The organism is Massilia atriviolacea (assembly GCF_003953935.1).
Lineage (GTDB): Bacteria > Pseudomonadota > Gammaproteobacteria > Burkholderiales > Burkholderiaceae_D > Telluria_A > Telluria_A atriviolacea.
The window spans coordinates 289,209-312,863 of sequence record NZ_RXLQ01000005.1; the positions used below are offsets into that span (position 1 = coordinate 289,209).

The following is a 23,655-nucleotide window of genomic DNA, read 5'->3' on the forward strand; positions in this document are numbered from 1 at the left end:
GCTTATCCGTTGTCGCCGTCGAACAGCACGTGCGGCTCGCTGTCGTCGAAGGTGGGAACGCCGGTCAGGATGCCGTGGAAGTTGGTCAGCACGTCGCCCACGTGGATGCCCCTGCTGTCCATCGAGAACAGGCGGATGGTGCGCTCGTGCAGGCCGACGCGTTTCTTGAAAACCGAAATCGCCTGGCGCACCTTGCCGCGCGCTTCGAAGTAGCGCAGCATGATGACGCTGTCGGCGATGTAGCTGGCGTCGACCGTGGTGCTCATGTTCGAGCCGATCACGCCGGGCTGCACGCCGACCAGGATGGTGACCACGCCGCGCTGGCCCAGGTAGGTGAGCAGTTCGTGCATGTGGGTGGACAGGAAGCGCTCGTCGGGCATGGCCTTCAGGTAGCCGTTCAGGCTGTCGATGACGATCACGCGCGCCCCGCCGGCTTCGGCGTCGGTCACCGACTGCATGAATTCGCCGGGCGCCATTTCGGCCGGGTCGATCTGCTTGATGATCAGCAGGCCGTTGTCGACCGCGCCTTTGAGGTCGATTCCCAGGCCGGTGGAGCGCAGCAGCAGGTTGTTGGCCGCTTCCTCGAACAGGAACATGGCCGCCTTCTGGCCGCGCCGGGTGGCCGCGTACACGTACTGGGCGCACAGCGAGGACTTGCCGGTGCCCGGCGGGCCGGAGAGCAGGGTGCTGGTGCCTTCATCGAGGCCGCCGCCGGTCAGGGCGTCGAGTTGCGCGATGCCGCTCGATAGCTGTTTGCGCTCGCTCGCGACGCGCGTGTGGGCGGCGATCAGGCGCGGGAACACCACCAGGCCGCCGGTGACGATCTTGTAGTCGTGCGAGCCGCCGCGAAAGGCGATGCCGCGATATTTGACGATGCGCACGCGGCGCCGTTCGGAGCCGTAATCCTGGTTGATCAGTTCGAGCGTGATGACGCCGTGCGCCACGCTGCGCACCTGCAGGTCGCCGGAGAGGGCGGTGCGGTCGTCGAGGAACAGGGTGGTGCAGCCTTTGCCGGACAGGTACTGCTTGAGCGCGAGCACCTGGCGGCGGTAGCGCAGCGGGCTTTCGGCCAGCAGCTGCAGCTCGGACAGCGAGTCGAGGACGACGCGGGTCGGCTTGTACTTTTCGATCGTGTCGAGGATGCGCTGGGTGGTCATGCCCATCTCGATTTCGGACGGGTGGAAAATGGTGAACTGGTGGTCGGGATGGAGGATGTTCTCGTTGGGGATGATGTCCTCGACGTGGATGCCGTCCATCGACCAGCCGTGCGACTGCGCCACCGCCTTCAGTTCGACGCGGGTTTCGGCCAGGGTGATGTAGATGACCGATTCGCCGCGGCGCACGCCTTCGTACAGGAACTGGAGGGCGAGCGTGGTCTTGCCGGTGCCGGGCTCGCCTTCGATCAGGAACAGGCGGTCGCTGGTGAGGCCGCCGCCGAGGATGGTGTCCAGTCCGGGGACGCCGGTTGAAAGAAAGCGGCTGGTGTCGCTGTTCTGCATTTCCATGGAGAGAGTCTCCGTTTTTCTCATCGTAAATTTCGTTAATTGCAACACTATGTGAGAAATAGTACCTGAATGCGCTGTGGGTCGTAGTTCTGTACGGAAGCACGCTGGTGTTGGAGTTGCGAAGAAGTAACACTGGCCAGGGGAGCGGTTTGATGCAGCGCAAACGGTGAGAGGTGGCGTGCGCGCCATGCGATTTTGTGTGCCAAAAACGTAAGATGCTCTGATATAATTCGCAGCTCGTCGGGGCGTAGCGCAGCCTGGTAGCGTACTTGCATGGGGTGCAAGGGGTCGAGTGTTCGAATCACTCCGTCCCGACCAATAGAATCAAAGACTTAGGCCAGCCAGCGTGCTGGCCTTTTTCTTGTCCGCAGTCTTTTCGTGGCGTGGCCGACCCGCTTGTCTGGGCTCGGGCGTGCTTCCTTGATATGTGCAATGCGTTTGATTGAGGGGGGAATATGAGCGAAGTCGATAAGGTATTGGCGCAATTGGCGGCCCAGGCGGCGCGCGCGCAAGCAGCATCGCAGCGCGCCGCGGCGGGCGGCCAGCGTTATGTCGCTGATGCGTTGGCCATGATTAACGCGGTTCTTCCCGTGGCGGACGCGGCGATCGATCAGCTCAGGGTCGAGCTGGCGGCCGCCTCGGGGTCGGTGGGCGTGCAGTCATCGACGACGCAAGGCGAGATGGTGGTGCTGACCTTCGATGTCACTGTTCCGTATGGAAATGCAGGGATGAACGCCTGCACGATCAAACTGCGTGCCAACTCGCACGGCACAGATGCGGTCAGCGCCGAGGTCCAGATTGGCATCGGTGGATTGCGCAACTTCTTCAGCGAGGTGATTCCAGCAGTAAGCAATCCAGGCGACTTCGATCCGGTGTTCGCCGGGATGATCGCTAAGCTGTCAGGATACGTGTCCCCACTCAAATGATGACAACGGCAAGACGCATTGTTCTTGCACATCGCGGTGTGCTGGGCAGGCGTGCCGGAATCGTTCGGGCCGGATTTACTTCGGCGGCGCCGTGGCCGTCGTCGCCGGCTGGGGAACCGTGATGATGATCGGGGCGGGCTGAGCGGCAGGTTGCGATGCAGGCTTTTCCGTCATTTTTGATACGGCGAGTATCGCTCCGATGCTGGCCAGTCCGAAGCCGATCACCCACTTGACGATGTCCATCATACCTTTGTGCATATCGGTGCGCATTTTTTCCATCTCTGCACGCATCTCGCCAGTCTGTTTAGCCATGTCGGCGCGCAGCTCGGCAAAGCCCGTGTGCAATCCAGCGAAGCCAGTCTTCACACTGGTGTTGAAGTCGGCCAGGCGCGCATCGACCTTTGCCTCATTGGCGGCGAGCTTTGCGTCAACTTCTTGGCGGGTGAGGTCGGTCATTCAAATATCGTCGCGCAAAATGCAGTCACCGTCAACCGTGCGGGTCACGTGAACGAAACCCGCCCACCAGGCATCCGCGGCGTTTTTCGGCGCCGGCCGATGCCGCTGCGCGCGGGTCCCGGATTAGCGAGATGATTTACACAGCATCAGCCGATCGAATCCGATACCGAAACCGATTCCCTGCCGATAGGTTCCACCGCCAACCACCTGCTGTTGCGCGCCCAGCGCCGGCACGGCGAGCTCGAATCCATCGGTCGTGTAGTAATCCAAACCGCGTTGTACGGCGCGCGCTAGCACGTAGTCCTGCGTCTTCAGTCCGACCATTTTCTCGGCCAGCGAGATCAGTTCGTCGCGGATCGTGTCGGAATCGGGATTGAGCACCTCCAGTCCGAATTGAAAGAACTCGCGGTAACGTCCTTCCTGCGGCCGCTCATAGCGCCAGCAGCGTTCGAAGTACCACAGCCTGACATTCTTCCGGCGCGCGTAGTGTTTGTCGGCGATCAGCTGGACAGTCGCCGTGCCCTCCGGACGCAGGCACAGCGAGCGGTTTTTCTTGTCCGGGAAAACGTACATCTGCGACAGAATCTCGGGTCCTGCCTTGTCCACATACACGCTCGATGGTTCGATCGATGGCAGCACGATTTCTTCGAACCGCGCCGCTTCGGCGATGGCGATCAGTTGATTGAGCAGGACGCGGCGGTTCCTGGCTTCCTGGCCGGCGATAATGCGTACGCCCCGGGCTTGCGCTTCAATATCCAATTCCATGGTGATTCCCTATGCCGTCGGCAGTGCATCGCGCTCGTCGCAATACAGCGCCGCAAAACAAAAAAGCCCTCGCAGCGGCGCTGGGAGGGCTTTCTCAGTGATAGGGCTTTCAATCACGTAGCAATAGCTCTCCCAGCCGCGGATGCGACGAGGCGTGGTGGTGAGCGGCATGCTGGATGTATGGGTTCATGGATCGATCATAGAGTGGCGTTTGTTGCATGTCAACACCGTCTCCCATTTCTTGCGGATGTAATTTTCCCTTACGGAAATAAGCTACGGGCCTATAATCCCATCCATCCCGAACGCGAACCGATAATGAAAGAGGCACTATGAAAAAAGCAGTGGCAATCCTGATGATGGCGGCAATCTTTGCCGGCTGCGCCGCGTCCAGTTTCAAGACCGCGCGCGAGAACGCGAACCAGGTCAAGAATGGCATGACCTTGCAGCAGGCGGAAGCCATCCTCGGCATGCCGGCGACCGATAAGGGCGTCAATAAGTTCAAGTGGCGCCGTGGGAATGCCCAGCGATATGACGCGACGCCAAACGGGTCGGTCGAGTACAACGTGGAAAATGGCCTCATCGTCGGGATTCCAGAGGGCGGCGTATTCGGTCCGCTGGCACGCCAGGCGTACCTCGAGAATCAGGCTGAAGAAAAAGCCGCCCGGTTTGCAGCGAGCGAAGCCGAGGCCGCGGAAGAGGCGGCAAAAAAGGCCGCTTCCGACAAGGCCGCGGCAGTACGGCGCGAGCGCGCGCATGCGCAAGCCAAGGAAGAGATCGCGGTGCTGTTGGCGGCCCAGGAACAGGCATACATCCTCTGCCGCGACAAGGCGACCTGCACGAAAATGTTTTCGCTGGCGCAGATTTTTATTACCCAGAATGCCGATCAAAAGATCCAGGTTGCGACGGATACCGTCATCCAGACCTACAATGCTACCGAGAACGGCAATATCTCGGCATCGATCATCAAGATGCCGGGCAGCGGATCGAACGAGAAGATCACGCTGACCCTGAACTGTAAAAGTGAGACCGAAGGATTCGACAAACTGTGCCGCACCAACCAGACCCGCATTTACAGCAAGTTCCGGCCCTTTATCGAGAAAAACCTGGCCAAATAAAGCCCGTTTGCGGCATGGAATGCCGCATCGACACCAGCAGAACGTCGCCGCCGCAAGCGCTCAGCGCGGCGTGACCGGATAACTGACGATGATCGACAGCGGTTCCGTGCCGAGCTGCCTGATGCCGACCGTGGCTCCCTGATGCAGATAAGCGGCCATGCCCGGCGCCAGGCGCGCGGTGGACCCGTCGGACGTGACTTCGCCCTCGCCGGCGAGGACGTAGTACACCTCGTCATGGTCGATCTTGTGCAGTCCGATGGCGGCGCCCGCATGCAGCACGCGCTTGCGAAATTCCATGGCCCTCGGCCCCGGCACCGCATCGCTGATCCGGTACGCCGTGGACATGCCGATCGCCCCATGCGGCGGCGCTTCCTCGCGCTTGACGTCGTCTTCCCGAACGACCACCATGGCGGGTCCCGCAGCCATTGCCAACATTGCCAGTATCATCCGATGATGCTCCTTGTCTCATGAGGGGCAGCGCGGCATTCCATGCCCGCCTGCCGCATTAAAGCACGGCCGATCGCCTTACCATTCGTTTGCTTCCGGAGAACACCATGTTAGGAACCATTGTCGGGGACATTTACGGTTCCCTCTACGAAAAATCGTGCACGGCGACGCGCACGCTGCCGGCGCTGACAGCGGCGCATTCCTTTACCGACGACACGGTCATCACGCTGGCGGTGGCCGAGCATCTGCTGAGCGGCACGCCGCTCAAGGAAGCGTTTCGGCGCTGGGTGGCCGACTACCCGAACGCAGGCTACGGCAGCTTGTTTGCCGCGTGGGCGATGGGGGCGTCTTCCGAGGAACTGGTGAGCTGGGGCAATGGCGCGCTGATGCGCCTCGGCCCGGTTGCGGCGCTGGCGCCCGATCTGGCGCAGGCGCGCCGCGTAGCGGCCGCCATCACGCGCTCGACGCACGGCCATCCGAGCGCGATGCAGGCGGCGGATACCTATGTGCAATTGCACTGGGCCGCCTTGCACGGCGCCAGCAAGGACGACTTGCTGGCCTCGTGGCAAGCCGGCGGCGGCACGCTGCACGCGGTCGAGGCGCACCACCAGGCAGGTTCGCCGATGCGCGTGCGCGCCGACGACACCCTCGTGGACGTGATGAGCTGCCTGGCGGAAAGCGACGACATCGATTCGCTGCTGGCCGCCTGCCTGTATCACGGCGGCGACAGCGACACCATCGCCGCGACCGCCTGCGTGCTCGGTGAGGCGCTGTGGGGCGTGCCGCCGCTGCGGGCGGCGGCGATCGCCCCCTTCCTCGACGAGCGGGTAGCGGCGGCGCTAGCGCAGTTGAACGACGCCATCGGCAAGCTGGCGCGCGCGTAAGACGCGGCCATTGCCGTTCGCGGCGCGCACGCCAGGCGTGAAGCCAGGCGTGCGATTGCCCCGCGCGGCAAACCGCGCGCGGCAGCTTGCTTTATGGAAGCGCCATATTGTACTTCATGACCTTTTCCTCATTGACGAAGTAGATATTGCCCTTGGCATCGACTTTCATCATCCCCGATCCGCCTTTGCGCACCAGTTCGATGCTGTCAGGCTTGCTGATGTTGACGCGATAAACGTTGGTCAGTTTGGTATCGCTCGCGGAAAAGTACACATACCCGTTCGATTGGACCATGCTGCCCGCATTCCATGACACTTTCCACTCTGCGTAGGAGAACTGTTCCGGGGTGCGCAGCGTGTTCACGAATTGTTTCTTGTCGTGGTCGTAAATGAGCACCATGTCTTCGGCCAGGATCCAGATCTGCCGGTTCACCGTCAGCAGCGCGGTAATCGCCTTTTTGGTCCACGCAGCCCCGTTAAAAACAGCCCCGGTGATCGGCACGTCAACCGGAGCGATCTCACCGAACGGGCTGAACCTGAACAGCTGGGCAGCGCCATCGCTCTTCGGATTGTCGATGTCGCGCCAGACGGACGTTCCGCCATAGACGACATCGTCGATCCTGGTCAGCGCCAGGATCGATTGCCCCGGGAAGCGGCCCTTGAGCACATTCCACGGGGAGAGCTCGCCGACCGAATACACGGCGAGCGCGCCCTGTTCGTCTTTTTTCGGAACGGTGGCGATCACCAGCCGGTCGGCTTCGTTATTGTTTCGTTTAGGTACGGCCAGCATGGCAAACGGACGGTTCTGGCCGTGGACGCTTCCCAGCGTTGTGTCAGCCGGGGAAGCCGGTTCCAACAGTCCTGTGTCCGTCAATTTAAAGGACTTGATGACCGCGCCGGGATATCCGCCGATATACAGGCGTTCCCCGAGGACCGCCATGCCTTCGGCCTGGAGGTATTCCTTGACCAGCACTGGCGGATTCGTCCCCTCCGTGTCGCCGATGCCGATGGCGCCGTTGACAAAGCCCGACGAATACGTTTTGCCTTTATACACCTCGAGCGTGCGGATCCCGGACGCCGTTTCCGGTGGCGCGAAATTGGTCGTCTCGCGCACAGCCTTGTTGTTGGCGGCGTACAGATCCGACAGATTGAAGCGAACGATCTTGCCGAAGCCGTCCACGGGATCGCGCAGGACCGAGACCAGCTTGGTCGGCGCCGATGGCGGCGCATAGCCGAAGGTGGCAGGTGGGCTCATCTGGATTGCCAGCGCGGTCTCGCCGTTGGCGTCGAGGCGGTAGGAGGACAGGTGGGTTCCCTTGCCGGCGCCGAGATCCTTGGTGTAAAACACGGTGTTCTGGCACGGCGAAGGAAACACGGCCGCCGAACAAGAAGGGGAAAGGGCGCTGATGCCGACCGAATTGATGTCGGCCACCGGATCGCTCACGCTGGTGCCCGCACGGTTCAGCACCACGGTCCGGGTGGGGGTGGTGCCGGTCAGGCGCGCAAACACGCGGTCCTTGACGAAGTCCGTATAGTAGGCATAGTCGTGGGCCGCATTGATGGTCAGAAAGTCCGTCAGGCCGTTTGCGTCCAGGGCGCTTTTGTACAATCTGGCAGGGTTTCCCATGCCCCAATACACGGCGCTGGCGTTGTGATTGTCGCCAGGATCGACGGCCAGCGAGCGTACGTGAAAGCCGGCCGCCTTACCGTCCTTCTTGGTCGGCAAGGTCAGCAAGGTCAGCTCTTGCGCAGCGGCGCAATACTTGAATCCGTTACTCTCGTCGCCTGCCGGCGCCAGGCCGCCATAGATGCAATTGCCGGGACCCGCTGTGAGCGACCAGATGGTGCGGTTGGTGCGGGAAGTCTCGCTCGTCTTTCCGAAATCCCTGATCAGTTCGGGCGCGTCATTCTTGCTGTTGTCGAAGCGGTAGAGCCGGCCGGATGCCGTACCGAAGTAGGCGGCACGGTCGCCGCCGACGACAACGCTCCAGATTTCGTCATTCGGCAGGGTATGGCGTTTTTGTACCGAGCCATCCGAGACCTTGTAGGTGAAGAATTTTGCCGGATTGCCATTGGCGGCGACATACAGCGTATCGCTCTCATTATCGATCGCCGCTGCCGAGACGCGGCCGACGAAGACCTGATGGCCTCGGTCTTCGAGAATGATTTTGCTCATGACCACGTTATCGACGTAGGCGTTCACCACGCCGGCCGATTGACCGCGCACCACCACCCTGGCGCTCTTGGTCCCTTCCGGCGCCACGCCCGATACCTTGACGCTCAGCCATGTGTTGACAGGCCCGGTCAGGTGCGACCACCGCGTTGCCGCAGCAATCGGCGCGTCGTTGCTATCGTAAAACACGATCCCCAGCGACACATCTTCTTGCCCGACGACCGCATCGCGCTTCATCAGCGCCGATGCGGCAATGAACTGGCCTGGTGCGACCAGCTTCGGTTCGCTGGTGGCCGTGTGCAGCGGCAGTTTCTCGATGTTGAGGTGCAGGCACTTGGTTGCGCCACAGTTGCCTTGTTCCGGCACAACCAGCACGTTGCCGATTTTTTCCCACGGATGAATTTCGACATCGAAGGTGCCGTTGGTCAAGCCGAGGTTTTGCGCAGCATATGCGAGCGGCATGCTGAGAAGCAGGGTGAGAGGAGCGAACGCGGCGGCGCGAAGCTTGGGTAAACGGGATGAAATCGGACGACGCTTCATAGGGCCTTTTTGACAAGTAAGGTGCGGCAGGTCGCGTGGGCGACGTGCGCTGTGGCTGAGATTGCAAGTTTGACAGAATTTACTGCTCAGCTCGCCTTACTTCCCGAAAAACTGACGTAAAAGCAACTATGCCTTTATATAAACCCTTGACAAGCGCGCTAGTTCATTCATTTTTGAGCAAGTCCGCGACCGCGGCCGGCATGGCGGCGAGCGGCCCGTCAGCGTGCGTCGAACGCCGCGGCAATGCGCGACAGGCCTTCCAGCGCACCGAGCGCGATCCCGATATCGCGCGCCAGGCCCACCGCCGGCTCGCCCGGATTGACACGGATCAGCGGCCGGTCCTGGCTCTCGCCGAATACCCGCACCGAGGGAATCCAGGTGCCGGCGCCCAGTTCGATGACGACGGCGCGCTGCTGGCGCGCCAGCCAGGCGCCGAGGCGCTGTTCCTGCCGGTCGGCTTCGCTTGAATCCCACAGCCGGTCGCCGAACATCAGGATGTTGGGCCGCGCGATGTCGCCGCAATGCGGGCATCGTGGCAGCGCGCAGCTCAGCAGGCAGCGTTCTTCGTCGACCGCCGGCACGAATTCCTGCGCGGACCAGGCCGGATGGCCGCAGTCGCCCAGGCATTGCAGCTTCTCGATGCTGCCGTGACACTCCACCACGCGTTCCCCGGGCATGCCGCTGCGCTGGAATTGACCATCGACATTGCTGGTAAACACGAAGGCGCCATGCGGCAGGCGCGCCGCGATGCGCTTGAGGATGCCGAAGCCGGCGTGCGGCACCGTGCGCCGGTATAGCTGCAGGCGGTGCCCGTAAAAGCCCCAGGCCAGTTCGGGCCGCTCGCGGAAGGCGCGCGGGTTGGCGATCTCGGTAAAGCGCAGGCCGTGCTTGCCCAGCGCCGGGTAAGCGTTCCAAAAACCTTTGTCGCCACGGAAGTCCGGCAAGCCGGAATCGATGCCCATGCCGGCGCCGGCGGTGATCAACAGGCCGTCGCACTGGTCGAGGAGGGCGGCCGCGTCCGCGCATGCCTGGTCGAGGGAGGAGTTCGTCATACGGTAGTTCTTAAAATGGGCGGAGGCAGCATTCTACGGCCTCGCGGCAATTGCAATGCTGGCGCGCAAAATTATCATGAAGAAACAGCCAGCTTGTTTGATCCAGCGCTAGTCGTTTATTGAACTATCCAGCATGGCAGGGATACCTCGTCGGTAACACTGACATCTCACGTCATGGGAGGTTCATCATGTATTTCGAAATCTACCAAACTCAAGCTTCGGAAAAGAGCCGCAAAGAGTGGCGCTGGCGCCTGAAGGCCAAGAATCACGAAATCATTGCCAGCGGCGAAGCTTACAGCTCGCGCGCGAAAGTGCTGGCGGCGATCGAGCTGATCAAGTCGGTCACCGTGCGTACCAAGATTGTCGAGGGTTGATCCGCCCTGGCTTGCCGACAAGCCGCCCCGGCGGCTTGTCCCACCTGATTGCAAGGAGCTTATCATGCAAGAAAATAACTGCCGCCAGTTGGACGTGACCAGGGAAATCCCACGGTCGGTTCCGCTGACCCTGCGCGAGCTCACCGGCCGCCGCATCCGCGTGGTGCCCTTCGGCGCCCTGATCACCCAGGAGTTCATCGCCGGCCGGGTCACCATCTACCTGAATCAGCAAAACCTGGTCCGCAACGTCGTGGTCGAAACCTGCGACTGAGCGCATGCCACCCCGCAAGGCTGGGGCGTCGCCCGGCGCCCCGTTCTCCCGCCCCTGGTTCGACTATTTGTTCAAGACCTCGCCGGCCAGCCGGTCGAGGATCGCTTTCAGCTCGTCGCGCTCGGTCCTGGCCACGCCCCGGCGTATCAGTGCCCGATCGACGTAGTCCCCCATGACGTTCAATTCTTCCGGCGTGAGCGCCATGCCGCGATGCGCCAGCGCCATCGAATCGCCTTCGTACTTGCAGGGGCCGCCGCTGAGCGAACACAGGTGCGTGGTGACGCTGGCCTTGAGCCGGCTCAGGTTGACGCCGTCGAAGGTGCGCTTCGAGCGTGGGTCGGCCGACACCTGGGACACAAAATCGTCGACCACGGCGCGCACGTTCGCCATGCCGCCGAGGCGCTCGAACAGCGATGGCGCGGGCGCGAGCGGAACTGTGGGCGCGCAGGCCGTGACGCCGGACAGGGCGTAGAAGGTGAACATGGCCGCCGTGATACCAGTGCGAAGCGTCATCGAATGGGTTCCTGATTGTCAGGTCGATGGTAGCACTTCCGCCGGACACGGCGGTTCCGCTTCGATTGCGCTTCACGAACGCGGACAATCCGGCACGTGGGCCTATACTCGCCTTTTTCCCCTGACAGAGAGACGGCGATGAGCGATTCCGAGGTAAAAGTGATGCTGAGCGAAATTAACGGCGGCGCCGCGGCGACGGTGCTGAACGCGCACCGGGCTGCCGTGACCATCGCGCAATACATGCAGCTGTGCGAAGGCTTGCGCGGGATCATTCCCGACGGCGAAGTGAGCCTCGTGGCAGCCAGGTTGACCGCCGGCATTGTTTCCAATCCCAACTTCGCGCTGTCGAGCCAGTAAGGCGGCGCGGCCGAGGCCGCCCCGAACCTCGCTCATGGCCGGCGCGGCGACGCGCGCGCGCGCGGCCTGGCGTCCATCAGGCTGCACACGGCATCGACCACCGTCGCCGGCGCGACCTTGCCCAGGCAGTCGTGATGCCCTTCGGGACACACGCTCTTGTAGCAGAAGCGGCAGGGCACGTCGTGATACAGCAGCCGGCTTTCGACTTGCCACGGCGTGTGCTGCGGATTGGTCAGCGCGTACAAGGTGGCCAGCGGCGTGCCGAGCGCGGCGGCAATATGCGCCGGACCGGTATTGTTCGACACCACCACCGTAGCCAGGCGGATCGCCGCGCCCAGCTGGCCCAGGCCGAGCTGGCCCGCCAGCGAGCAGGTGGCCACGCCGCAGCCGGCGCGGATGCCGTCGATCAGCGCCGCTTCGTGCGTCTCTCCGGTCAGCACGATCGGGCAGCCGGTGCGCCGGGCCAGCGCGCCGATCACGTCGGCCCAGCGTTCGGGCGGATAGCGGCGCGAGGCCGCGCTGGCGCCCGGATGCATGAGGATCCACGGCCGCCCGCGCCCGATGCCGCGCGCCTCCAGCATGCCCCGTACCGCCGCCAGGTCGTCGGCGCGCACGGCGAAGCGCATGCGCGTCTCGTCGGTGCGGCAGCCGATGCTGGCCACCAGGTCGAGCTGGCGCTGGACCTCGTGCCGGATGCGCGTGCCGGGCTCGCCGTCGGCCACCCAGTGCGAGAGCATGCGGTAGGGATTTTCGCGGCAATGCCCGAGGCGCAGGGGAATGCCGGCCATGTAGCACATCAGGGCGGCCGGCAGGGCGCTCTGGCTGAACGAGGTGAACACGACGGCGGCGTCGAAGCGGCGCTCGGCCAGCTGGCCGATGAAGTCGCTGTCGGCCGAGGGCGGATGAGGTGCGCCGGCCTTGATCCATGGCGCCGCATAGGCGATCGCGCTATCGACATCCTCGAGGCAGGGCGCGAGCGCCGTGCCGCTCGCCGAACTGAGCAGGGTAAGCGTGCGGCCGGGCCGCGCCTGCCTGAGCGCGCGCATCGCCGGCGTGCACATGAGCACATCGCCCATCGAGTCGAGGCGCACGCACAGGATCGTGCGCGCGTCGTTCCAGTGCGGCGCGCTCATCGCCGCTCCTCGTCGTGGCGCACGATGGCCACCGCCGCCGCGTACAGGTCGCCGGCGATGCGGGTCGGGACGCGGTGCGGTCCCAGCTGCCATTCGGTTTCGTTGCCCTTGTCGATCAGCAGGGTGCGGCAACCGGCGCGGTTGCCGGCTTCGACGTCGTGCAGGATATCGCCCACCATCCAGGAAGCGGCCAGGTCGATGCCGTGCTCGCGCGCGGCGCGCTGCAGCATGCCGGGCAGGGGCTTGCGGCAGGTGCAGCTCAGCGCGTAGGGCGCCACCTTGCCGTCCGGATGGTGCGGACAATAGTAGAAACCGTCCAGGCTCAGCTGCTCGCGGAACAGCAGGTCGGCCAGGCGCCGCTCGACGCGGCCCATGGCGTCCTCCCCAATAAGGCCGTGCGCAATGCCATCCTGGTTGCTGACGATGAAGAAGCGGTAATCGCGCCGCGCCAGCAGGCGCAGGGCCGCGCCGGCGCCGCTGCACAGGGTGATGCGGCGCGGCTCGGCGTTGTAGGGCACGTCGTCGACCAGGGTGCCGTCCTTGTCCAGGAATATCGCTCTCATGGTCTAGGGCCAGGACGTTTCTTGCATGGGCAGCACGGTGATTTCGGCCACCACGCTGTCGGGCGGCAGCAGCAGGACCGCGCGGATGGCCTGGGCCACGTTCATCGGCGCTTGCAGGGTGGCCGCGTCGATATCGGGAAAGCGCTCCAGCAGGAAAGGCGTGCGCATGCCGCCCGCGATCACCGCCGTGACCTTGATGTTGTGCGGCCGCAGTTCGGCATGCATCGCGTGCGACAGGCCCAGCAGCCCCCATTTGCTGGCGTGGTAGGCGCTGGCATTGGGCCAGGCGCGCTTGGCGGCGGTCGACGCCACGTTGACAATATGGCCGCCGCCGGCATCGCGCATGTGGCGCGCCGCGTACTTGGCCAGCAGGAAGGGCCCGTTCAGGTTGGTGTTGATGACGCGCATCCATTGCTGCGGCGTCAGGTCGGCCATCGGCAGGGTGACGTCGGTGCCGGCGTTGTTGATCAGCACATCGAGGCGGCCGAAGCGCGCCAGGGCGGTGTCGATGGCGTGTTCGGCGCTGGCAGGATCGCCCACGTCGAAACCGAGCGCATGCACGCGCACGCCGTGTTCGCGCAGGATGTTGGCGCTGACGGTGGCCATGTCGCGCTTGATGTCGGCGACGATGAGGTCGGCGCCGGAGCGCGCCAGCAGCTGGCACAGCGCAGCGCCGAGGCCGCTGGCGCCGCCGGTGACGAACACGGCCTTGCCGCGCAGGCTGGGCGCTTCGTGAGCAGGTTGATCGGACATGGAGCATGCCTCCTAGAGTGTGGGTAGACGGGAAACGCTGCAGGCGGGGCGGGCGTCGGGCCGCTGCCGGCCGACCACGTCGGCGTAGATGGCGGCGGCCTTGCGCGCCACGTGGCGCCAGGTGTAATGGCGGAAGGCGCGGCGCATGCCCTCGTCGCCCAGGGCGGCGGCCAGCTGCGGGTCGCGCTGCAGCTGGGCCAGCCTGTCGGCCACGGCCTGCGGGTCGCGCGGCGGCACCAGGAAGCCGGTGCCGCCGTCCAGCACGGTATGCTGGATGCCGCCCACGGCCGCGCCGATGACGGGCCGCGCGCAGGCCATCGCCTCGACCGGGGTGATGCCGAAGGGTTCGTACCAGGGCGTGGTGACGAAGACATTGGCGGCGCTGTACCAGTAGCGCAGTTCGGCGCGTTCCTTGCGGCCTGTAAAGTGCACGTGCGCGCCGATGCCCAGGTGCGCCGCCAGCGCGCGCAGGCGCGCCAGTTCCGGCGTGTCGCGGCAGGCGCTGGCGGCGGCGTCGCCCCCCACCACCAGCAGAGCGGCGTCGATGCCGTGCTGGCGCCGCAGCAGCGCCAGGCTGTGGATGACGGTGTCGATGCCCTTGCGCGGCACGATGCGGCCCAGTTGCAGGATGAGGAACTTGCCCTGCGCCAGTCCCAGCTTGTGGCGCGCCAGGCGCATCGGCAGCGGCCACAGTTCCTGCGGGTCGAAGCCGCAGGGCGCGATGTCGATGCGCTTGCCGGGGGCGTCGTAGAGTTGCTCCATGTCCAGCCGGTCTTGCGGGCATTCGGCGATGATGCGGTCGGCCTGGCGCATCAGGCTGTTTTCGATCTGCAGGCGCGCCGGCGGAAAGGTATCGGCCGCGCCCTGGGCGCGCAGCCGGACTTGTCCCAGCGCATGGAAGGTGATGACGAAGGGAATCCCGAGCACCTGCTTGAGGTGGCGCGCCACCATGCCCGACATGAAAAAATTGGCGTGCGTCACGTCGTACAAGGCGTCCTGGCGGCGCGCGAAGCGGGCCACGAAGCGCGCGAAGCTGTCTATATAGGGCAGCATCTTTTCTTTGGGAATATAGTGGGCCGGACCGGCCGGCACGTGGATCACGCGGATATGGCGGCGCCAGTGCACCAGCTGCTTCTGGCCGATGGCGTCGCGGCGCGTAAAGATGTCGACCTGGTAGCCGGCCAGCGCCAGTTCGCGCGCGAGCTGGGCCACGTAGACGTTCTGGCCGCCGCTGTCGACGCTGCCGGGCGCGGCCAGCGGCGAGGCGTGCTCGCTGACGATGGCGATGCGCTTGACGGCGCCGGCGCTTGCGGGGCGCGGGTCGGGAGGTAATTCACCGAGTAACATGCCAGCTCCTTGTGATCGTGTGCCTTGATTTTTGTGAGTGAACAGCCGCTTCGGCTAACTGCGCAGGGACGCGCCCGACAGCCCGGTCACATGGCGCAGCGCGCGGTCCCAGTCGTCGCAGAAGCGGCCGATGGCAAAGCGTTCGCGCGCGCGCTTGCGGGCCCGCGCGCCCAGGGCCCGCGCCAGCGCCGGCGTGCGTCCCAGTTCGCGCATGTGCTCGACCAGGGTGGCCAGGCGGGTATCGATGAAGCCGGACTCGCCGTTGTCGATGACGCTCGCCATTTCGGTGGTGGCCAGGGCCACGACCGGCATGCCGACCATCATCGCTTCGATCACGGCCAGGCCGAGGCTGGTGTAGCGGATCGGATTGAACAGGTAGCGGTAGCGCGCGGCGAAGGCGGGCAGCCTGGCGTGTTCGATCTCGCCCAGGCCGCCGAGTTCCTGGGCCGCCATGCCGACCAGTTCGAGCGGCACCTCGGCCCGGACCGCTTCGAAGATGTCGGCGCCCAGGCGCCGCCCGCGCCGCGCCAGGTGGTTGACGACGACCAGGCCGCAGTCCAGCTGCCCGCTGTAGTCGATGCCGTCGGGCAGCTTGACCCCGTGCTCGATCACGCAGGTGGGCGTGGCGCCGCTGTCCCACATGAGGGCGTTGAAATGGGTCACGTGCACCAGCAGCACACCGGCCGTGTCGACCGGGTGGCGCGTGTCGGTCGGGTGCGCGCGCGGCGGATCGTGTTCCAGATAGATGCGCGGCAGCGCGCGCTGGCTGGCGCTGAGGAATTCGTACTGGTCTTTCTCGTACTGGGCGTCGTCCTGGAACACGATGCAGTCGAACTGGTGGTGGCGCGCTTCGGATGCCGGCATGTCGTGCACGTTGTCGCCCCAGGGCATGTTGCGGGTGCGCCCGCCGTAGCCGGGCGGGCGGCCCGGCTTGGACAGCACGTAGAACTCGTGCGGCGCCTGGCTCAGGTAGTACAGGTAGCTGCCGTGGGTGTGCCAGGTCAGCACTTTCAGGCGGCGCATGGCGGCCTCGCGTGCACGTGCGGATCGGGTGTTGCGGATGTCATGGTGCCTCCCTGCGAACGGTGAGCGATGAGAGTGGTTCGATTCGCAGGGGGGCGGCAGAGTTCCTGCCTTATCGCGTGGAGTCAATCCAGATCAAATCCGGATCGCCTGCGCGCATGATGGGGGAGGGGAAAGGTGGGTCGTGCGGGGGCTTGTGAAGCGCGCCTTAGCGGGTCGGCTCGCCCTGTGTTGCCGGGGCAATCCGCCCGCCATCGCTCTTGACGAACTGTTCCACGCTGTCCAGGGTCGGCGCCAGGAAGCGCAGCGGCGCGGCGATCGACGCCACCAGCGTCGCATGACTCACCTTGTCGAAATACAGCTCCTGCACCGCCACTTCCTTGGCGCGCAGCCTGGCCGCCATGGCGCGCGTATTGCGCACCGGATCGACCAGCTTGTCGTTATTGGCGGCAATCAGCAACACCGGCGGGGTGCCGGCCCTGGCGTGATTGATCGGCTGCGATTCCGGTGGGGTGTTGGGGAAGTGAAACACCGGCTTGGTCACAGGATTTTCTATCGGCAAGAAATCGTAGGGCCCGGCCAGCCCGATCCAGCCGCGCAGCGCCGCCGGCTGCATGCCCTGCCTGGCCAGCCATTGCGCATCGAGCGCCATCATCGCGGCGTTGTAGGCGCCCGAACTGTGCCCCATCACGAACAGGCGCTGCGGGTCGCCGCCGTAGCGCGCGATCTCGCGCACGGTCCAGGCGATGGCGCGCGCCGAATCGTCGAGGAAGTCGGGATAGCTCACTTCCGGATGCAGGCGGAAATCGGGAATCACCGCCACCATGCCGCGCGAGGCCAGGGCCCGTCCGACGAAGGCGTAATCGTCGCGCTCGCCCTTGGTCCAGTTGCCACCGAGGAAAAACACGACGACAGGCGCCCCTGCGCTGTCTTCCGGCGAGTACACGTCGAGCTTGTGGCGGACGTTCTCGCCGTAGGCGAGGCCGCTGCCGCTGCGCAGGCCGCTGCCGGGCGAGAGGGCGTTGAGGGTGGTCAGGGGCGAGCAGGCGGCCAGGCCGCCCAGCAAAATGGCGCCGAGCAGGGCCGCGTGCAGTTTCTTCATGGTGGTCTCGGATGGGATGGTGTCGACCCATTATATCGACGCGGAAAAAACCGCCGTGTACGCTTGAGCTCGCCTCTGCGGACCGAATCCGCAACTATTCCCCGCGGCAATGCGCGCGGTACTGGACCGGGCTCATCCCTGTGTGGGCCTTGAACTGGCGGCTGAACGCGCTGTGGTCGGTGTAGCCGCAGGCATACGCGATCTGGGCGATGCTGTTCTTGCTGCCGGATTCGATCAGCGACATGGCCGCGCCCAGGCGCGACTGCAGCAGCAGCTGGCGCGGCGAGTAGTGGAACACGCGCTGGAACAGGCGCTCGACGCGCGAGAGCGACAGGCCGGCATTGCTGGCCAGTTCTTCCATGCTGACATTGGCGTGGTAGTTGGCGCGGATGTGGGCGGCGATGTCGGCGATCTTGCGGTAGACCGGATGCAGTTCGTCGGCCAGGCCCAGGTCCTGCGAGGTGCCGGCCAGGCCGACGATGACGCCGTTTTCATCGCGCAGGGGCGTCTTGTGGGTCAGGCACCAGCCGCGCGCGCGGCTCGGATACAGGTGCAGTTCCAGGTGTTTTTTCAGGGCCGTGCCGCTGTCGATCACGTGGCGGTCCTGCGCCAGGTAGGTCTGGGCCAGCAGCGGCGGATAGACTTCGAGCGCGGTGCGCCCGATCAGCTGGTCCTTGCTGCGCAGGCCGCAGCGCCGCACCAGCGCGTTGTTGACGGTCAGGTAGCGCCCCTCGCGGTCCTTCACGAAAAACACCAGGTCGGTGAGGGCGTCGAACAATGCCTCGAGCGAGGCCAGTTGCACCGCGCGGATCGGCGGGGCCGCGCAAAACAGCGCACTCATGTCCATTCGGGGTAATCTCCAGATCGGTCGCAATGCGGTAGTATAAATCGGCGGGCCCGAAAACATTGTGCCGATTTGAGCCTTTTCACGCTCGACCATCGATCAAGACCGCGACCCTTGACAGGACTAATCTGACGGCTTCCAAAACCGACCGGCGCGCCGGAGAAAGCAAGGTACCCTTATGTGGCAAGGTGTGATTCCCGCTGTATCGACCAAGTTCAATGAAGACGGTTCGCTCGACATGGGCGAAATGGAGCGCTGTTTTGCGCTGCAGATGGAGGCCGGCTGCGACGGCCTGATCGCCTGCGGCTCGCTGGGCGAAGGCCCGATGCTCACGCACGACGAGCGCATCGCCGTGCTGCGCCTGGCCAAGCAGGTCACGGGCGGCAAACCGGCCCTGCTGACGGTGGCCGAAGCCGGCACCCGCGAAGCCTGCGCGCTGGCCGAAAAGGCCGCCAAGGCCGGCGCCGACGGCCTGATGGTGGTGCCGAGCACGATCTATCACAGCAACCACCGCGAAACCATCGTCACCCTGCGCGCCGTCGCGGCGGCGGGCGACCTGCCGATCATGATCTACTCGAACCGGCTCGCCTACCGGGTCGACGTGACCACCGACATGCTGGAAGAACTGGCCGACGATGCGCGCTTCGTGGCGGTCAAGGAGTCGTCCGACGATATCCGCCGCACGACCGAAATCATCAACCGCCTGGGCCAGCGCTACGACCTGTTCACCGGCGTCGACAACCTGGCCTTCGAAGCGCTGGCCGTGGGTGCGGTGGGCTGGGTGGCGGGGCTGGTGCTGGCCTTCCCCAAGGAGACTGTGGCCATCTTCCGCCTGATGCAGGAAGGGCGCCAGGCCGAGGCGCTGGCGATCTACCGCTGGTTCCGTCCCCTGCTCGACCTGGACGTGTCGACCTATCTGGTGCAGAACATCAAACTGGCCGAGGCGCTGGCGATCGGTTCGACCGAGCGCGTACGCGCGCCGCGCCTGCCGCTCGAAGGCGAACAGCGCGCGCGTGCCGAGCGCATCATCCGCGCGGCGATGGAAACGCGTCCGCAACTGCCGCGCTTCGGCTGACGCGTGGCGCGCGCATACGATGCGATCGTGGTCGGCGCCGGCATCGTCGGCGCGGCCTGCGCGCTGGCGCTGCGCGACGAGGGCATGACGGTGGCGCTGGTCGACGCCGCCACCCCGGGCGCGGGCGTCACTGCGGCCGGCATGGGCCACCTGGTGGCGCTCGACGAGAGCGCCGACGAACTGGCGCTGTGCCTGCTGTCGCTGAAGCTGTGGGACGCCTTCATGCAGGACCATCCGGGCGTGGGCGAACCCTCGCGCTGCGGCACCCTGTGGGTGGCGGAGGACGAGCATCAGCTGGCCGAAGCGCGCCAGCGCGCCGAACGCCTGTCGGCGCACGGGTGGCACGCCGAGGCCCTCGATGGCGGGCAGGTGGCGCGGCTCGAACCGGCGCTGCGGCGCGGCCTGTGCGGCGGCGTGCGCGTGCGCGGCGACAGCGTGGTGTATCCGCCGGCGGTGGCGCAGTCCTTGTGCGAGCAGTTCGGGCGCAGCGGCGGCAGCCTGCACCTGGGCCGGCGCGCGGCCGCTGTCCTGAACGGCGCGCTGATGCTCGACGATGGCGCGCGCCTGGAGGCGCCGGCGCTGGTGGTGGCGGCCGGAGTACAGTGCGCGCAGCTGATGCCGGAGCTGCCTGTCTTTGCGCGCAAGGGCCACCTGGCGATTACCGACCGCTATCCGGGGACCTTGTCGCACCAGATCGTGAGCATGAATTACGGCCAGAGCGCCGCCGGCGAGGACGCCCTGGCGGTGGCGGCCAATGTGCAGCCGCGCCCCACCGGCCAGTGGCTGGTGGGTTCGTGCCGCCAGGATGGCCGCAGCGACAGCGCCATCGAGCCGGCGGTGCTGGGCGCGGTGCTGCGCAGCGCCATCGGCTTGCTGCCTTGCCTGGCCGGGATGCGGATCGTGCGCGCCTGGACCGGCATGCGCCCGGCTTCGCCCGACGGACGGCCGCTGATCGGCGCCCATCCCGGACGCGCGGGCGCCTGGCTGGCCTGCGGCCATGAAGGATTGGGCGTGACGACGGCGTTTGCCAGCGCGCGCCTGCTGGCGGACCAGATCGTCGGGCGCGCCAGCGAGATCGACGCGACGCCGTACGCGCCGGCGCGCTTTGCGGCGCTGGCGGAGGTGCGCGATGGCGCTTGACGAGATTGTAGTGCAGGTCGACGGCCGTGCGCTGGCGGTGCCTGCGGGCGCGAGCGTGATCGCGGCGCTGGCGCTGGCCGGGACGCTGTGCACGCGCCGCTCGGTGCGCGGGGAGGCGCGCTTTGCCTTGTGCGGCATGGGCTACTGCCAGGAATGCCGGGTCGTCATCGACGGCCGGCCGCACCAGCTGGCGTGCCGCACGGCGTGCCGCGACGGCATGCGGATCGCCACCGGCGCGGGAGACGCGGCATGAACGCGCCGCTGATCGTGCTCGGCGCCGGTCCGGCGGGGCTGGCCGCTGCGGAGGCGGCGTCCGCCTCGGGCCAGGCGGTGCTGCTGGTCGACGAGAACGGGGCCCCGGGTGGACAGATCTGGCGCGGCGGTCCGCAGCGCTGGCGCGACGCCCGCGCCGCGGCCCTGTGGGATGCGCTGCGCGCGCGTCCGCATGTGAGCTTCATGGCCGGCGCGCGCGTGGTGGCGCCGGCCGGGCCGCAGGCGCTGCTGCTGGAAACGGCGGACGGCGCACTGGCCCAGCCCTGGAACAAGGTGATCGTGTGCAGCGGCGCGCGCGAACTGCTGCTGCCCTTCCCCGGCTGGACCTTGCCCGGGGTGACCGGCGCCGGCGGCTTGCAGGCCCTGGTCAAGGGCGGCATGCCGCTGGCCGGCAAGCGCGTGCTGGTGGCCGGTACCGGGCCGCTGCTGCTGGCGGTGGCGGCCACGGTGTGCGAGCATGGCGGCGAGGTGGTGGCCGTGGCCGAGCATCGCGCCAGCGCCGACCTGGCGCGCTTCGGCGCGCGGCTGGCGCTGTCGCATCGCGGTAAGCTGCTGCAGTCCGTACAGATGGCGGCGCGCCTGCGCGGCGTGCCTTACCTGCGTGGCGCGGCGCTGCTGGCGGCCGAGGGACGCGGACGCCTGGAGCGCGTGCTGCTGCGCCACCGTGGACGCGAGCAGGCCGTCGACTGCGACTTCCTGGCCTGCGGCTTCGGCCTGGTGCCCTCGCTGGAACTGGCGGCGCTGTTCGGCTGCGTGGTGGAGCAGGGCAGGGTCGCGGTCGACGCCGCGCAGCGCAGCAGCGCGCCCGGCGTGTGGGCGGCGGGCGAATCGACAGGCATCGGCGGGGTGGACAAGGCGCTGGCGGAAGGACGCATCGCGGGACTCGATGCGGTTGGCCTGGCGCCGCACGCGCGCGACCTGCGCTCGCGCGGCAAGGCGCAGGCCTTCGGCGCGCTGCTGGCGCAGGCGTTTGCGCCCCTGCCGTCGCTGCGCCGGCTGTGCACTGCGTCGACCATCGTGTGCCGCTGCGAGGATGTGGTGGCGGCCGACCTGGCGCCGCACGCCGGCTGGCGCAGCGCCAAGCTGCAAACACGGGCCGGCATGGGGCCGTGCCAGGGCAGGGTGTGCGGATCGGCCTGCGCCTTCCTGTACGGATGGGAGGCGCCGGGCCTGCGCCAGCCGGTGTTCCCGGCTTGCGCAGCGACCCTGGCGCTGGCCCGAACGGAAAGGGTGGACACGGTCGCCCGTGCCCACCCCGAGTCAAGGCAACAGCGGACTAGTTAGTCGGGCGTGCCGTCGCTGCGGCGTCCCACGTTGCTTTGCTGCGACTGGCGGCTGCCTTCGTCCAGGTCGGCCGACTGGCGGTTCTGGCGGTTCGACAGGCCGGTGTCCTCATCCATGTCCTGGTCGGCCGAGAGGCGTTTGCCGCCCGGGCTTTTCGGCAAGCCGCCGGCGACATCGTTGGACTGGTGCTGCCCCGGCATGCCTTGCTGCTGGTTGCCGGTCTGCGAGCCGCTGCGGTCCGTGCTTTGCTGGCCGATGCGCGAACCTTGCTGCGAGTCGCTCAGGTTGCCCGACTGCTGCGATCCACCCAGGCCGCCCGGTTGCGGCGAGCCGGGCAGGCGGTCGGACTGCTGCGACCCGCCCAGGGTGCCCGATTGCTGCGATTGATTCAGATTGTCTTTCTCGACTGTGCCGCCACGCGACGACGATGCCGTTTTCTCGTTGGCGCCGTTGCTGGACTGATTGTTCCCCTCGCTGCGTTGGTTCGAGTTCATGATGGATTCCTTTCCGAGTAGAGACAAACATAGGGTGGCACCCGTCGCTTGCGGAGGGCCGGGGTTAGCGTCCAGTCCGTAAGCGGCGTTGCCAGGATTGGGATCATGCGCGCCGGCTCCGAGCCGCTGTATCGGAACACGGTCCGAGTCGGTGTAGGACAAATCCTGTGTAAATACGACCAATAGTGGTCCGGTGTCGGAGTACCGGTAGGAACTAGCCTGTTGTCCTACAAAGTCCATGCATGCAGTCCTATAGCCGCAAGCTTGCGCGCTGCTAAGATGGATTTGCTTGATCGCTCATCGGCGCGCAGCCGGTGGGGTCAGACAGAGGCATTCGCTAAAGGGAGATGACCATGGCTTCAAACAACCAGGGCAACAAGCAAAGCGGCAGTCCGGGCAAAGGCACCAGCAATCGCGGATTCGCATCGATGGATCCCGAGCGCCAGCGCGAAATCGCCAGCGAGGGGGGCAAGGCGGCCCACCAGAAAGGCACGGCGCACGAGTTCACCTCGGAAGAGGCCCGCCGCGCCGGCAGCATGAGCCACGGCAACCGCCAGGCGGCGCAGGGCGGGGCGCGCAGCGGCGCACTGGGCGATGCCGGCAAGGACGAGGGCGGCAACAAGCAGAGTGCGGGCAGCGGCAGCAAGGCGGGCGGCGATAAATCGCGCTGATCCGGGCATGCCGGACGGGGAGCGGCGCCTCCCCGTTCTTGTAAGACAATTCGTACAAGCAACCTGTCGGATGGGGTAGAATTGTTGCGCCAATTTAACAACCCCGAGGAAGTGTCGTGAAACAAGCAGTCATCCGCCAAGTCAAGAGCATGTACCTGTCATGCGATCCTATCGGCAATCTTTTATTGGCGAAATTTTCCTTCGAAGGCGGCAAGGATGCCTGCGTCTTCATTCCCGCGTCGGTCGTGTTCTGGCTGCTCCAGCATTTGCCGGTGAACCAGGATCCGGACCTGCTGCCACCGCCCAACCTGCCGCGCATCTACCAGGAAGACTGGGATGACGTGGTCAATCCGCGCGTGCTGAGCGTGCAATGCAAGCAGTTCGACGACGCCATCCGCATGACGATGGAACTCGACCGCGCCCCCAAGCTGACGGTGATCCTGGACCGCGCCAACGTGGAATTGATGCGCCAGATGATGGAAGGCTATCGCGGCGACCTGATGGACCTCGGCTTCTAAGAGCCTCCTTGCTCCGGCCCGCCTCCCAAAGCGGGCGGCATTTCGGTATGATGCTCTTCT

The 23,655-nt window shown here is 65.8% G+C and carries 27 protein-coding genes and 1 tRNA gene; 13 read left to right on the forward strand and 15 right to left on the reverse strand.

The features are described 5' to 3' along the window. Window positions 1-2: 2 nt before the first annotated feature. Window positions 3-1,505 (reverse strand): ATPase domain-containing protein, encoded by a 1,503-nt coding sequence (locus EJB06_RS11700; protein ID WP_164557899.1) that lies wholly within the window; start codon window positions 1,503-1,505, stop codon window positions 3-5. 241 nt (window positions 1,506-1,746) lie between these two features. Here EJB06_RS11700 and EJB06_RS11705 point away from each other — a divergent pair. Together EJB06_RS11705 and EJB06_RS11710 are read left to right on the forward strand one after the other, a co-directional pair. Continuing rightward, window positions 1,747-1,823 (forward strand) — tRNA-Pro (locus EJB06_RS11705). Between the two features lie 137 nt (window positions 1,824-1,960). Further along, window positions 1,961-2,431, forward strand: a complete 471-nt coding sequence (locus EJB06_RS11710; RefSeq protein WP_126074195.1) for a hypothetical protein — start codon at window positions 1,961-1,963, stop codon at window positions 2,429-2,431. Between the two features lie 75 nt (window positions 2,432-2,506). Here the strand turns inward: EJB06_RS11710 and EJB06_RS11715 are convergent, their stop codons facing one another. Beyond that, window positions 2,507-2,887 (reverse strand): hypothetical protein, encoded by a 381-nt coding sequence (locus EJB06_RS11715; protein ID WP_126074196.1) that lies wholly within the window; start codon window positions 2,885-2,887, stop codon window positions 2,507-2,509. A 123-nt stretch (window positions 2,888-3,010) separates the two neighbouring features. Beyond that, window positions 3,011-3,652, reverse strand: a complete 642-nt coding sequence (locus EJB06_RS11720) for an ATP phosphoribosyltransferase regulatory subunit (RefSeq protein WP_126074197.1) — start codon at window positions 3,650-3,652, stop codon at window positions 3,011-3,013. 329 nt (window positions 3,653-3,981) lie between these two features. Between EJB06_RS11720 and EJB06_RS11725 the strand changes: the two genes are divergently transcribed. Next, the gene (locus tag EJB06_RS11725) at window positions 3,982-4,767 is read left to right on the forward strand and encodes a hypothetical protein (RefSeq protein WP_126074198.1); all 786 of its coding nucleotides are present in this window, start codon (window positions 3,982-3,984) and stop codon (window positions 4,765-4,767) included. Window positions 4,768-4,827: 60 nt separating this feature from the next. On the opposite strand, the gene EJB06_RS11730 is transcribed toward EJB06_RS11725, so the two are convergent. Continuing rightward, window positions 4,828-5,175: a cupin domain-containing protein gene (locus tag EJB06_RS11730; RefSeq protein WP_198420815.1), complete on the reverse strand. Its 348-nt coding sequence runs from the start codon at window positions 5,173-5,175 to the stop codon at window positions 4,828-4,830. Window positions 5,176-5,321: 146 nt separating this feature from the next. Here EJB06_RS11730 and EJB06_RS11735 point away from each other — a divergent pair, with 146 nt between their 5' ends. Continuing rightward, window positions 5,322-6,098: an ADP-ribosylglycohydrolase family protein gene (locus tag EJB06_RS11735; RefSeq protein WP_126074200.1), complete on the forward strand. Its 777-nt coding sequence runs from the start codon at window positions 5,322-5,324 to the stop codon at window positions 6,096-6,098. 91 nt (window positions 6,099-6,189) lie between these two features. Here the strand turns inward: EJB06_RS11735 and EJB06_RS11740 are convergent, their stop codons facing one another. Beyond that, window positions 6,190-8,808, reverse strand: coding sequence for a hypothetical protein (locus EJB06_RS11740; protein WP_126074201.1), 2,619 nt, complete (start codon window positions 8,806-8,808; stop codon window positions 6,190-6,192). A gap of 218 nt (window positions 8,809-9,026) precedes the next feature. Further along, window positions 9,027-9,860: an SIR2 family NAD-dependent protein deacylase gene (locus EJB06_RS11745; RefSeq protein ID WP_126074202.1), complete on the reverse strand. Its 834-nt coding sequence runs from the start codon at window positions 9,858-9,860 to the stop codon at window positions 9,027-9,029. A 188-nt stretch (window positions 9,861-10,048) separates the two neighbouring features. Between EJB06_RS11745 and EJB06_RS11750 the strand changes: the two genes are divergently transcribed. Both EJB06_RS11750 and EJB06_RS11755 read left to right on the forward strand, forming a co-directional pair. Continuing rightward, complete coding sequence (locus EJB06_RS11750; protein WP_126074203.1) at window positions 10,049-10,234, forward strand: YegP family protein; 186 nt, start codon at window positions 10,049-10,051, stop codon at window positions 10,232-10,234. A gap of 64 nt (window positions 10,235-10,298) precedes the next feature. Next, entirely contained in the window at window positions 10,299-10,505 is a 207-nt protein-coding gene (locus EJB06_RS11755; protein WP_126074204.1) for a hypothetical protein, read from the forward strand. 63 nt (window positions 10,506-10,568) lie between these two features. Here EJB06_RS11755 and EJB06_RS11760 read toward each other — a convergent pair whose 3' ends face one another. Next, window positions 10,569-11,018 carry a group I truncated hemoglobin gene (locus tag EJB06_RS11760; protein WP_126074205.1) on the reverse strand — a complete coding sequence of 150 codons (450 nt, stop codon included), beginning with the start codon at window positions 11,016-11,018 and terminating at the stop codon, window positions 10,569-10,571. Window positions 11,019-11,156: 138 nt separating this feature from the next. Here EJB06_RS11760 and EJB06_RS11765 point away from each other — a divergent pair, with 138 nt between their 5' ends. Continuing rightward, window positions 11,157-11,375 (forward strand): hypothetical protein, encoded by a 219-nt coding sequence (locus tag EJB06_RS11765; protein ID WP_126074206.1) that lies wholly within the window; start codon window positions 11,157-11,159, stop codon window positions 11,373-11,375. A gap of 32 nt (window positions 11,376-11,407) precedes the next feature. Here the strand turns inward: EJB06_RS11765 and EJB06_RS11770 are convergent, their stop codons facing one another. The 7 genes from EJB06_RS11770 to EJB06_RS11800 all read right to left on the reverse strand — a co-directional run bounded on the left by EJB06_RS11770 (window position 11,408) and on the right by EJB06_RS11800 (window position 18,137). Then, window positions 11,408-12,508 (reverse strand): glycosyltransferase family 9 protein, encoded by a 1,101-nt coding sequence (locus EJB06_RS11770; protein WP_126074207.1) that lies wholly within the window; start codon window positions 12,506-12,508, stop codon window positions 11,408-11,410. Beyond that, complete coding sequence (locus EJB06_RS11775; RefSeq protein WP_126074208.1) at window positions 12,505-13,071, reverse strand: D-glycero-alpha-D-manno-heptose-1,7-bisphosphate 7-phosphatase; 567 nt, start codon at window positions 13,069-13,071, stop codon at window positions 12,505-12,507. The genes EJB06_RS11770 and EJB06_RS11775 overlap by 4 nt, the downstream gene beginning before the upstream one ends. Before the next feature lie 3 nt (window positions 13,072-13,074). Next, entirely contained in the window at window positions 13,075-13,824 is a 750-nt protein-coding gene (locus EJB06_RS11780; RefSeq protein WP_126074209.1) for an SDR family oxidoreductase, read from the reverse strand. 12 nt (window positions 13,825-13,836) lie between these two features. Then, window positions 13,837-15,171 (reverse strand): glycosyltransferase, encoded by a 1,335-nt coding sequence (locus EJB06_RS11785; RefSeq protein WP_126074210.1) that lies wholly within the window; start codon window positions 15,169-15,171, stop codon window positions 13,837-13,839. A 54-nt stretch (window positions 15,172-15,225) separates the two neighbouring features. Beyond that, window positions 15,226-16,194: a glycosyltransferase gene (locus EJB06_RS11790; protein ID WP_126074211.1), complete on the reverse strand. Its 969-nt coding sequence runs from the start codon at window positions 16,192-16,194 to the stop codon at window positions 15,226-15,228. A 208-nt stretch (window positions 16,195-16,402) separates the two neighbouring features. Next, the gene (locus EJB06_RS11795; RefSeq protein WP_126074212.1) at window positions 16,403-17,296 is read right to left on the reverse strand and encodes an alpha/beta hydrolase; all 894 of its coding nucleotides are present in this window, start codon (window positions 17,294-17,296) and stop codon (window positions 16,403-16,405) included. A gap of 94 nt (window positions 17,297-17,390) precedes the next feature. Further along, on the reverse strand, window positions 17,391-18,137 hold the full coding sequence (locus EJB06_RS11800; protein WP_229427034.1) for an AraC family transcriptional regulator: 747 nt from the start codon (window positions 18,135-18,137) through the stop codon (window positions 17,391-17,393). A 181-nt stretch (window positions 18,138-18,318) separates the two neighbouring features. Here EJB06_RS11800 and EJB06_RS11805 point away from each other — a divergent pair, with 181 nt between their 5' ends. Genes EJB06_RS11805 through EJB06_RS11820 form a run of 4 tightly spaced genes read left to right on the forward strand, consistent with a single transcriptional unit; the run spans window position 18,319 to window position 21,912 of the window. Further along, entirely contained in the window at window positions 18,319-19,215 is an 897-nt protein-coding gene (locus EJB06_RS11805; RefSeq protein WP_126074214.1) for a dihydrodipicolinate synthase family protein, read from the forward strand. A gap of 3 nt (window positions 19,216-19,218) precedes the next feature. Continuing rightward, the gene (locus EJB06_RS11810) at window positions 19,219-20,355 is read left to right on the forward strand and encodes an NAD(P)/FAD-dependent oxidoreductase (RefSeq protein ID WP_126074215.1); all 1,137 of its coding nucleotides are present in this window, start codon (window positions 19,219-19,221) and stop codon (window positions 20,353-20,355) included. Continuing rightward, window positions 20,345-20,608 (forward strand): 2Fe-2S iron-sulfur cluster-binding protein, encoded by a 264-nt coding sequence (locus tag EJB06_RS11815; RefSeq protein WP_126074216.1) that lies wholly within the window; start codon window positions 20,345-20,347, stop codon window positions 20,606-20,608. The genes EJB06_RS11810 and EJB06_RS11815 overlap by 11 nt, the downstream gene beginning before the upstream one ends. Then, window positions 20,605-21,912, forward strand: a complete 1,308-nt coding sequence (locus tag EJB06_RS11820) for an NAD(P)/FAD-dependent oxidoreductase (protein WP_126074217.1) — start codon at window positions 20,605-20,607, stop codon at window positions 21,910-21,912. The genes EJB06_RS11815 and EJB06_RS11820 overlap by 4 nt, the downstream gene beginning before the upstream one ends. Here EJB06_RS11820 and EJB06_RS31845 read toward each other — a convergent pair. Continuing rightward, window positions 21,909-22,406 (reverse strand): hypothetical protein, encoded by a 498-nt coding sequence (locus EJB06_RS31845; protein ID WP_164557900.1) that lies wholly within the window; start codon window positions 22,404-22,406, stop codon window positions 21,909-21,911. The two genes, EJB06_RS11820 and EJB06_RS31845, sit on opposite strands and share 4 nt — an antisense overlap. Before the next feature lie 353 nt (window positions 22,407-22,759). Between EJB06_RS31845 and EJB06_RS11835 the strand changes: the two genes are divergently transcribed. Together EJB06_RS11835 and EJB06_RS11840 are read left to right on the forward strand one after the other, a co-directional pair. Then, window positions 22,760-23,077: a KGG domain-containing protein gene (locus EJB06_RS11835; RefSeq protein ID WP_126074220.1), complete on the forward strand. Its 318-nt coding sequence runs from the start codon at window positions 22,760-22,762 to the stop codon at window positions 23,075-23,077. Window positions 23,078-23,193: 116 nt separating this feature from the next. After that, on the forward strand, window positions 23,194-23,595 hold the full coding sequence (locus EJB06_RS11840; protein ID WP_229427035.1) for a hypothetical protein: 402 nt from the start codon (window positions 23,194-23,196) through the stop codon (window positions 23,593-23,595). Window positions 23,596-23,655 lie beyond the last annotated feature (60 nt).

Coding starts and splice junctions, on each gene's coding strand:
- EJB06_RS11835 (WP_126074220.1), top strand. CDS start 22,760: ATGGCTTCAAACAACCAGGGCAACAAGCAAAGCGGCAGTCCGGGCAAA.
- EJB06_RS11805 (WP_126074214.1), top strand. CDS start 18,319: ATGTGGCAAGGTGTGATTCCCGCTGTATCGACCAAGTTCAATGAAGAC.
- EJB06_RS11765 (WP_126074206.1), top strand. CDS start 11,157: ATGAGCGATTCCGAGGTAAAAGTGATGCTGAGCGAAATTAACGGCGGC.
- EJB06_RS11710 (WP_126074195.1), top strand. CDS start 1,961: ATGAGCGAAGTCGATAAGGTATTGGCGCAATTGGCGGCCCAGGCGGCG.
- EJB06_RS11755 (WP_126074204.1), top strand. CDS start 10,299: ATGCAAGAAAATAACTGCCGCCAGTTGGACGTGACCAGGGAAATCCCA.
- EJB06_RS11720 (WP_126074197.1), bottom strand. CDS start 3,652: ATGGAATTGGATATTGAAGCGCAAGCCCGGGGCGTACGCATTATCGCC.
- EJB06_RS11815 (WP_126074216.1), top strand. CDS start 20,345: ATGGCGCTTGACGAGATTGTAGTGCAGGTCGACGGCCGTGCGCTGGCG.
- EJB06_RS11800 (WP_229427034.1), bottom strand. CDS start 18,137: ATGAGTGCGCTGTTTTGCGCGGCCCCGCCGATCCGCGCGGTGCAACTG.
- EJB06_RS11790 (WP_126074211.1), bottom strand. CDS start 16,194: ATGCGCCGCCTGAAAGTGCTGACCTGGCACACCCACGGCAGCTACCTG.
- EJB06_RS11715 (WP_126074196.1), bottom strand. CDS start 2,887: ATGACCGACCTCACCCGCCAAGAAGTTGACGCAAAGCTCGCCGCCAAT.
- EJB06_RS11700 (WP_164557899.1), bottom strand. CDS start 1,505: ATGGAAATGCAGAACAGCGACACCAGCCGCTTTCTTTCAACCGGCGTC.
- EJB06_RS11725 (WP_126074198.1), top strand. CDS start 3,982: ATGAAAAAAGCAGTGGCAATCCTGATGATGGCGGCAATCTTTGCCGGC.
- EJB06_RS11735 (WP_126074200.1), top strand. CDS start 5,322: ATGTTAGGAACCATTGTCGGGGACATTTACGGTTCCCTCTACGAAAAA.
- EJB06_RS11820 (WP_126074217.1), top strand. CDS start 20,605: ATGAACGCGCCGCTGATCGTGCTCGGCGCCGGTCCGGCGGGGCTGGCC.
- EJB06_RS31845 (WP_164557900.1), bottom strand. CDS start 22,406: ATGAACTCGAACCAACGCAGCGAGGGGAACAATCAGTCCAGCAACGGC.
- EJB06_RS11740 (WP_126074201.1), bottom strand. CDS start 8,808: ATGAAGCGTCGTCCGATTTCATCCCGTTTACCCAAGCTTCGCGCCGCC.
- EJB06_RS11780 (WP_126074209.1), bottom strand. CDS start 13,824: ATGTCCGATCAACCTGCTCACGAAGCGCCCAGCCTGCGCGGCAAGGCC.
- EJB06_RS11730 (WP_198420815.1), bottom strand. CDS start 5,175: ATGGTGGTCGTTCGGGAAGACGACGTCAAGCGCGAGGAAGCGCCGCCG.
- EJB06_RS11785 (WP_126074210.1), bottom strand. CDS start 15,171: ATGTTACTCGGTGAATTACCTCCCGACCCGCGCCCCGCAAGCGCCGGC.
- EJB06_RS11795 (WP_126074212.1), bottom strand. CDS start 17,296: ATGAAGAAACTGCACGCGGCCCTGCTCGGCGCCATTTTGCTGGGCGGC.
- EJB06_RS11775 (WP_126074208.1), bottom strand. CDS start 13,071: ATGAGAGCGATATTCCTGGACAAGGACGGCACCCTGGTCGACGACGTG.
- EJB06_RS11770 (WP_126074207.1), bottom strand. CDS start 12,508: ATGAGCGCGCCGCACTGGAACGACGCGCGCACGATCCTGTGCGTGCGC.
- EJB06_RS11750 (WP_126074203.1), top strand. CDS start 10,049: ATGTATTTCGAAATCTACCAAACTCAAGCTTCGGAAAAGAGCCGCAAA.
- EJB06_RS11745 (WP_126074202.1), bottom strand. CDS start 9,860: ATGACGAACTCCTCCCTCGACCAGGCATGCGCGGACGCGGCCGCCCTC.
- EJB06_RS11760 (WP_126074205.1), bottom strand. CDS start 11,018: ATGACGCTTCGCACTGGTATCACGGCGGCCATGTTCACCTTCTACGCC.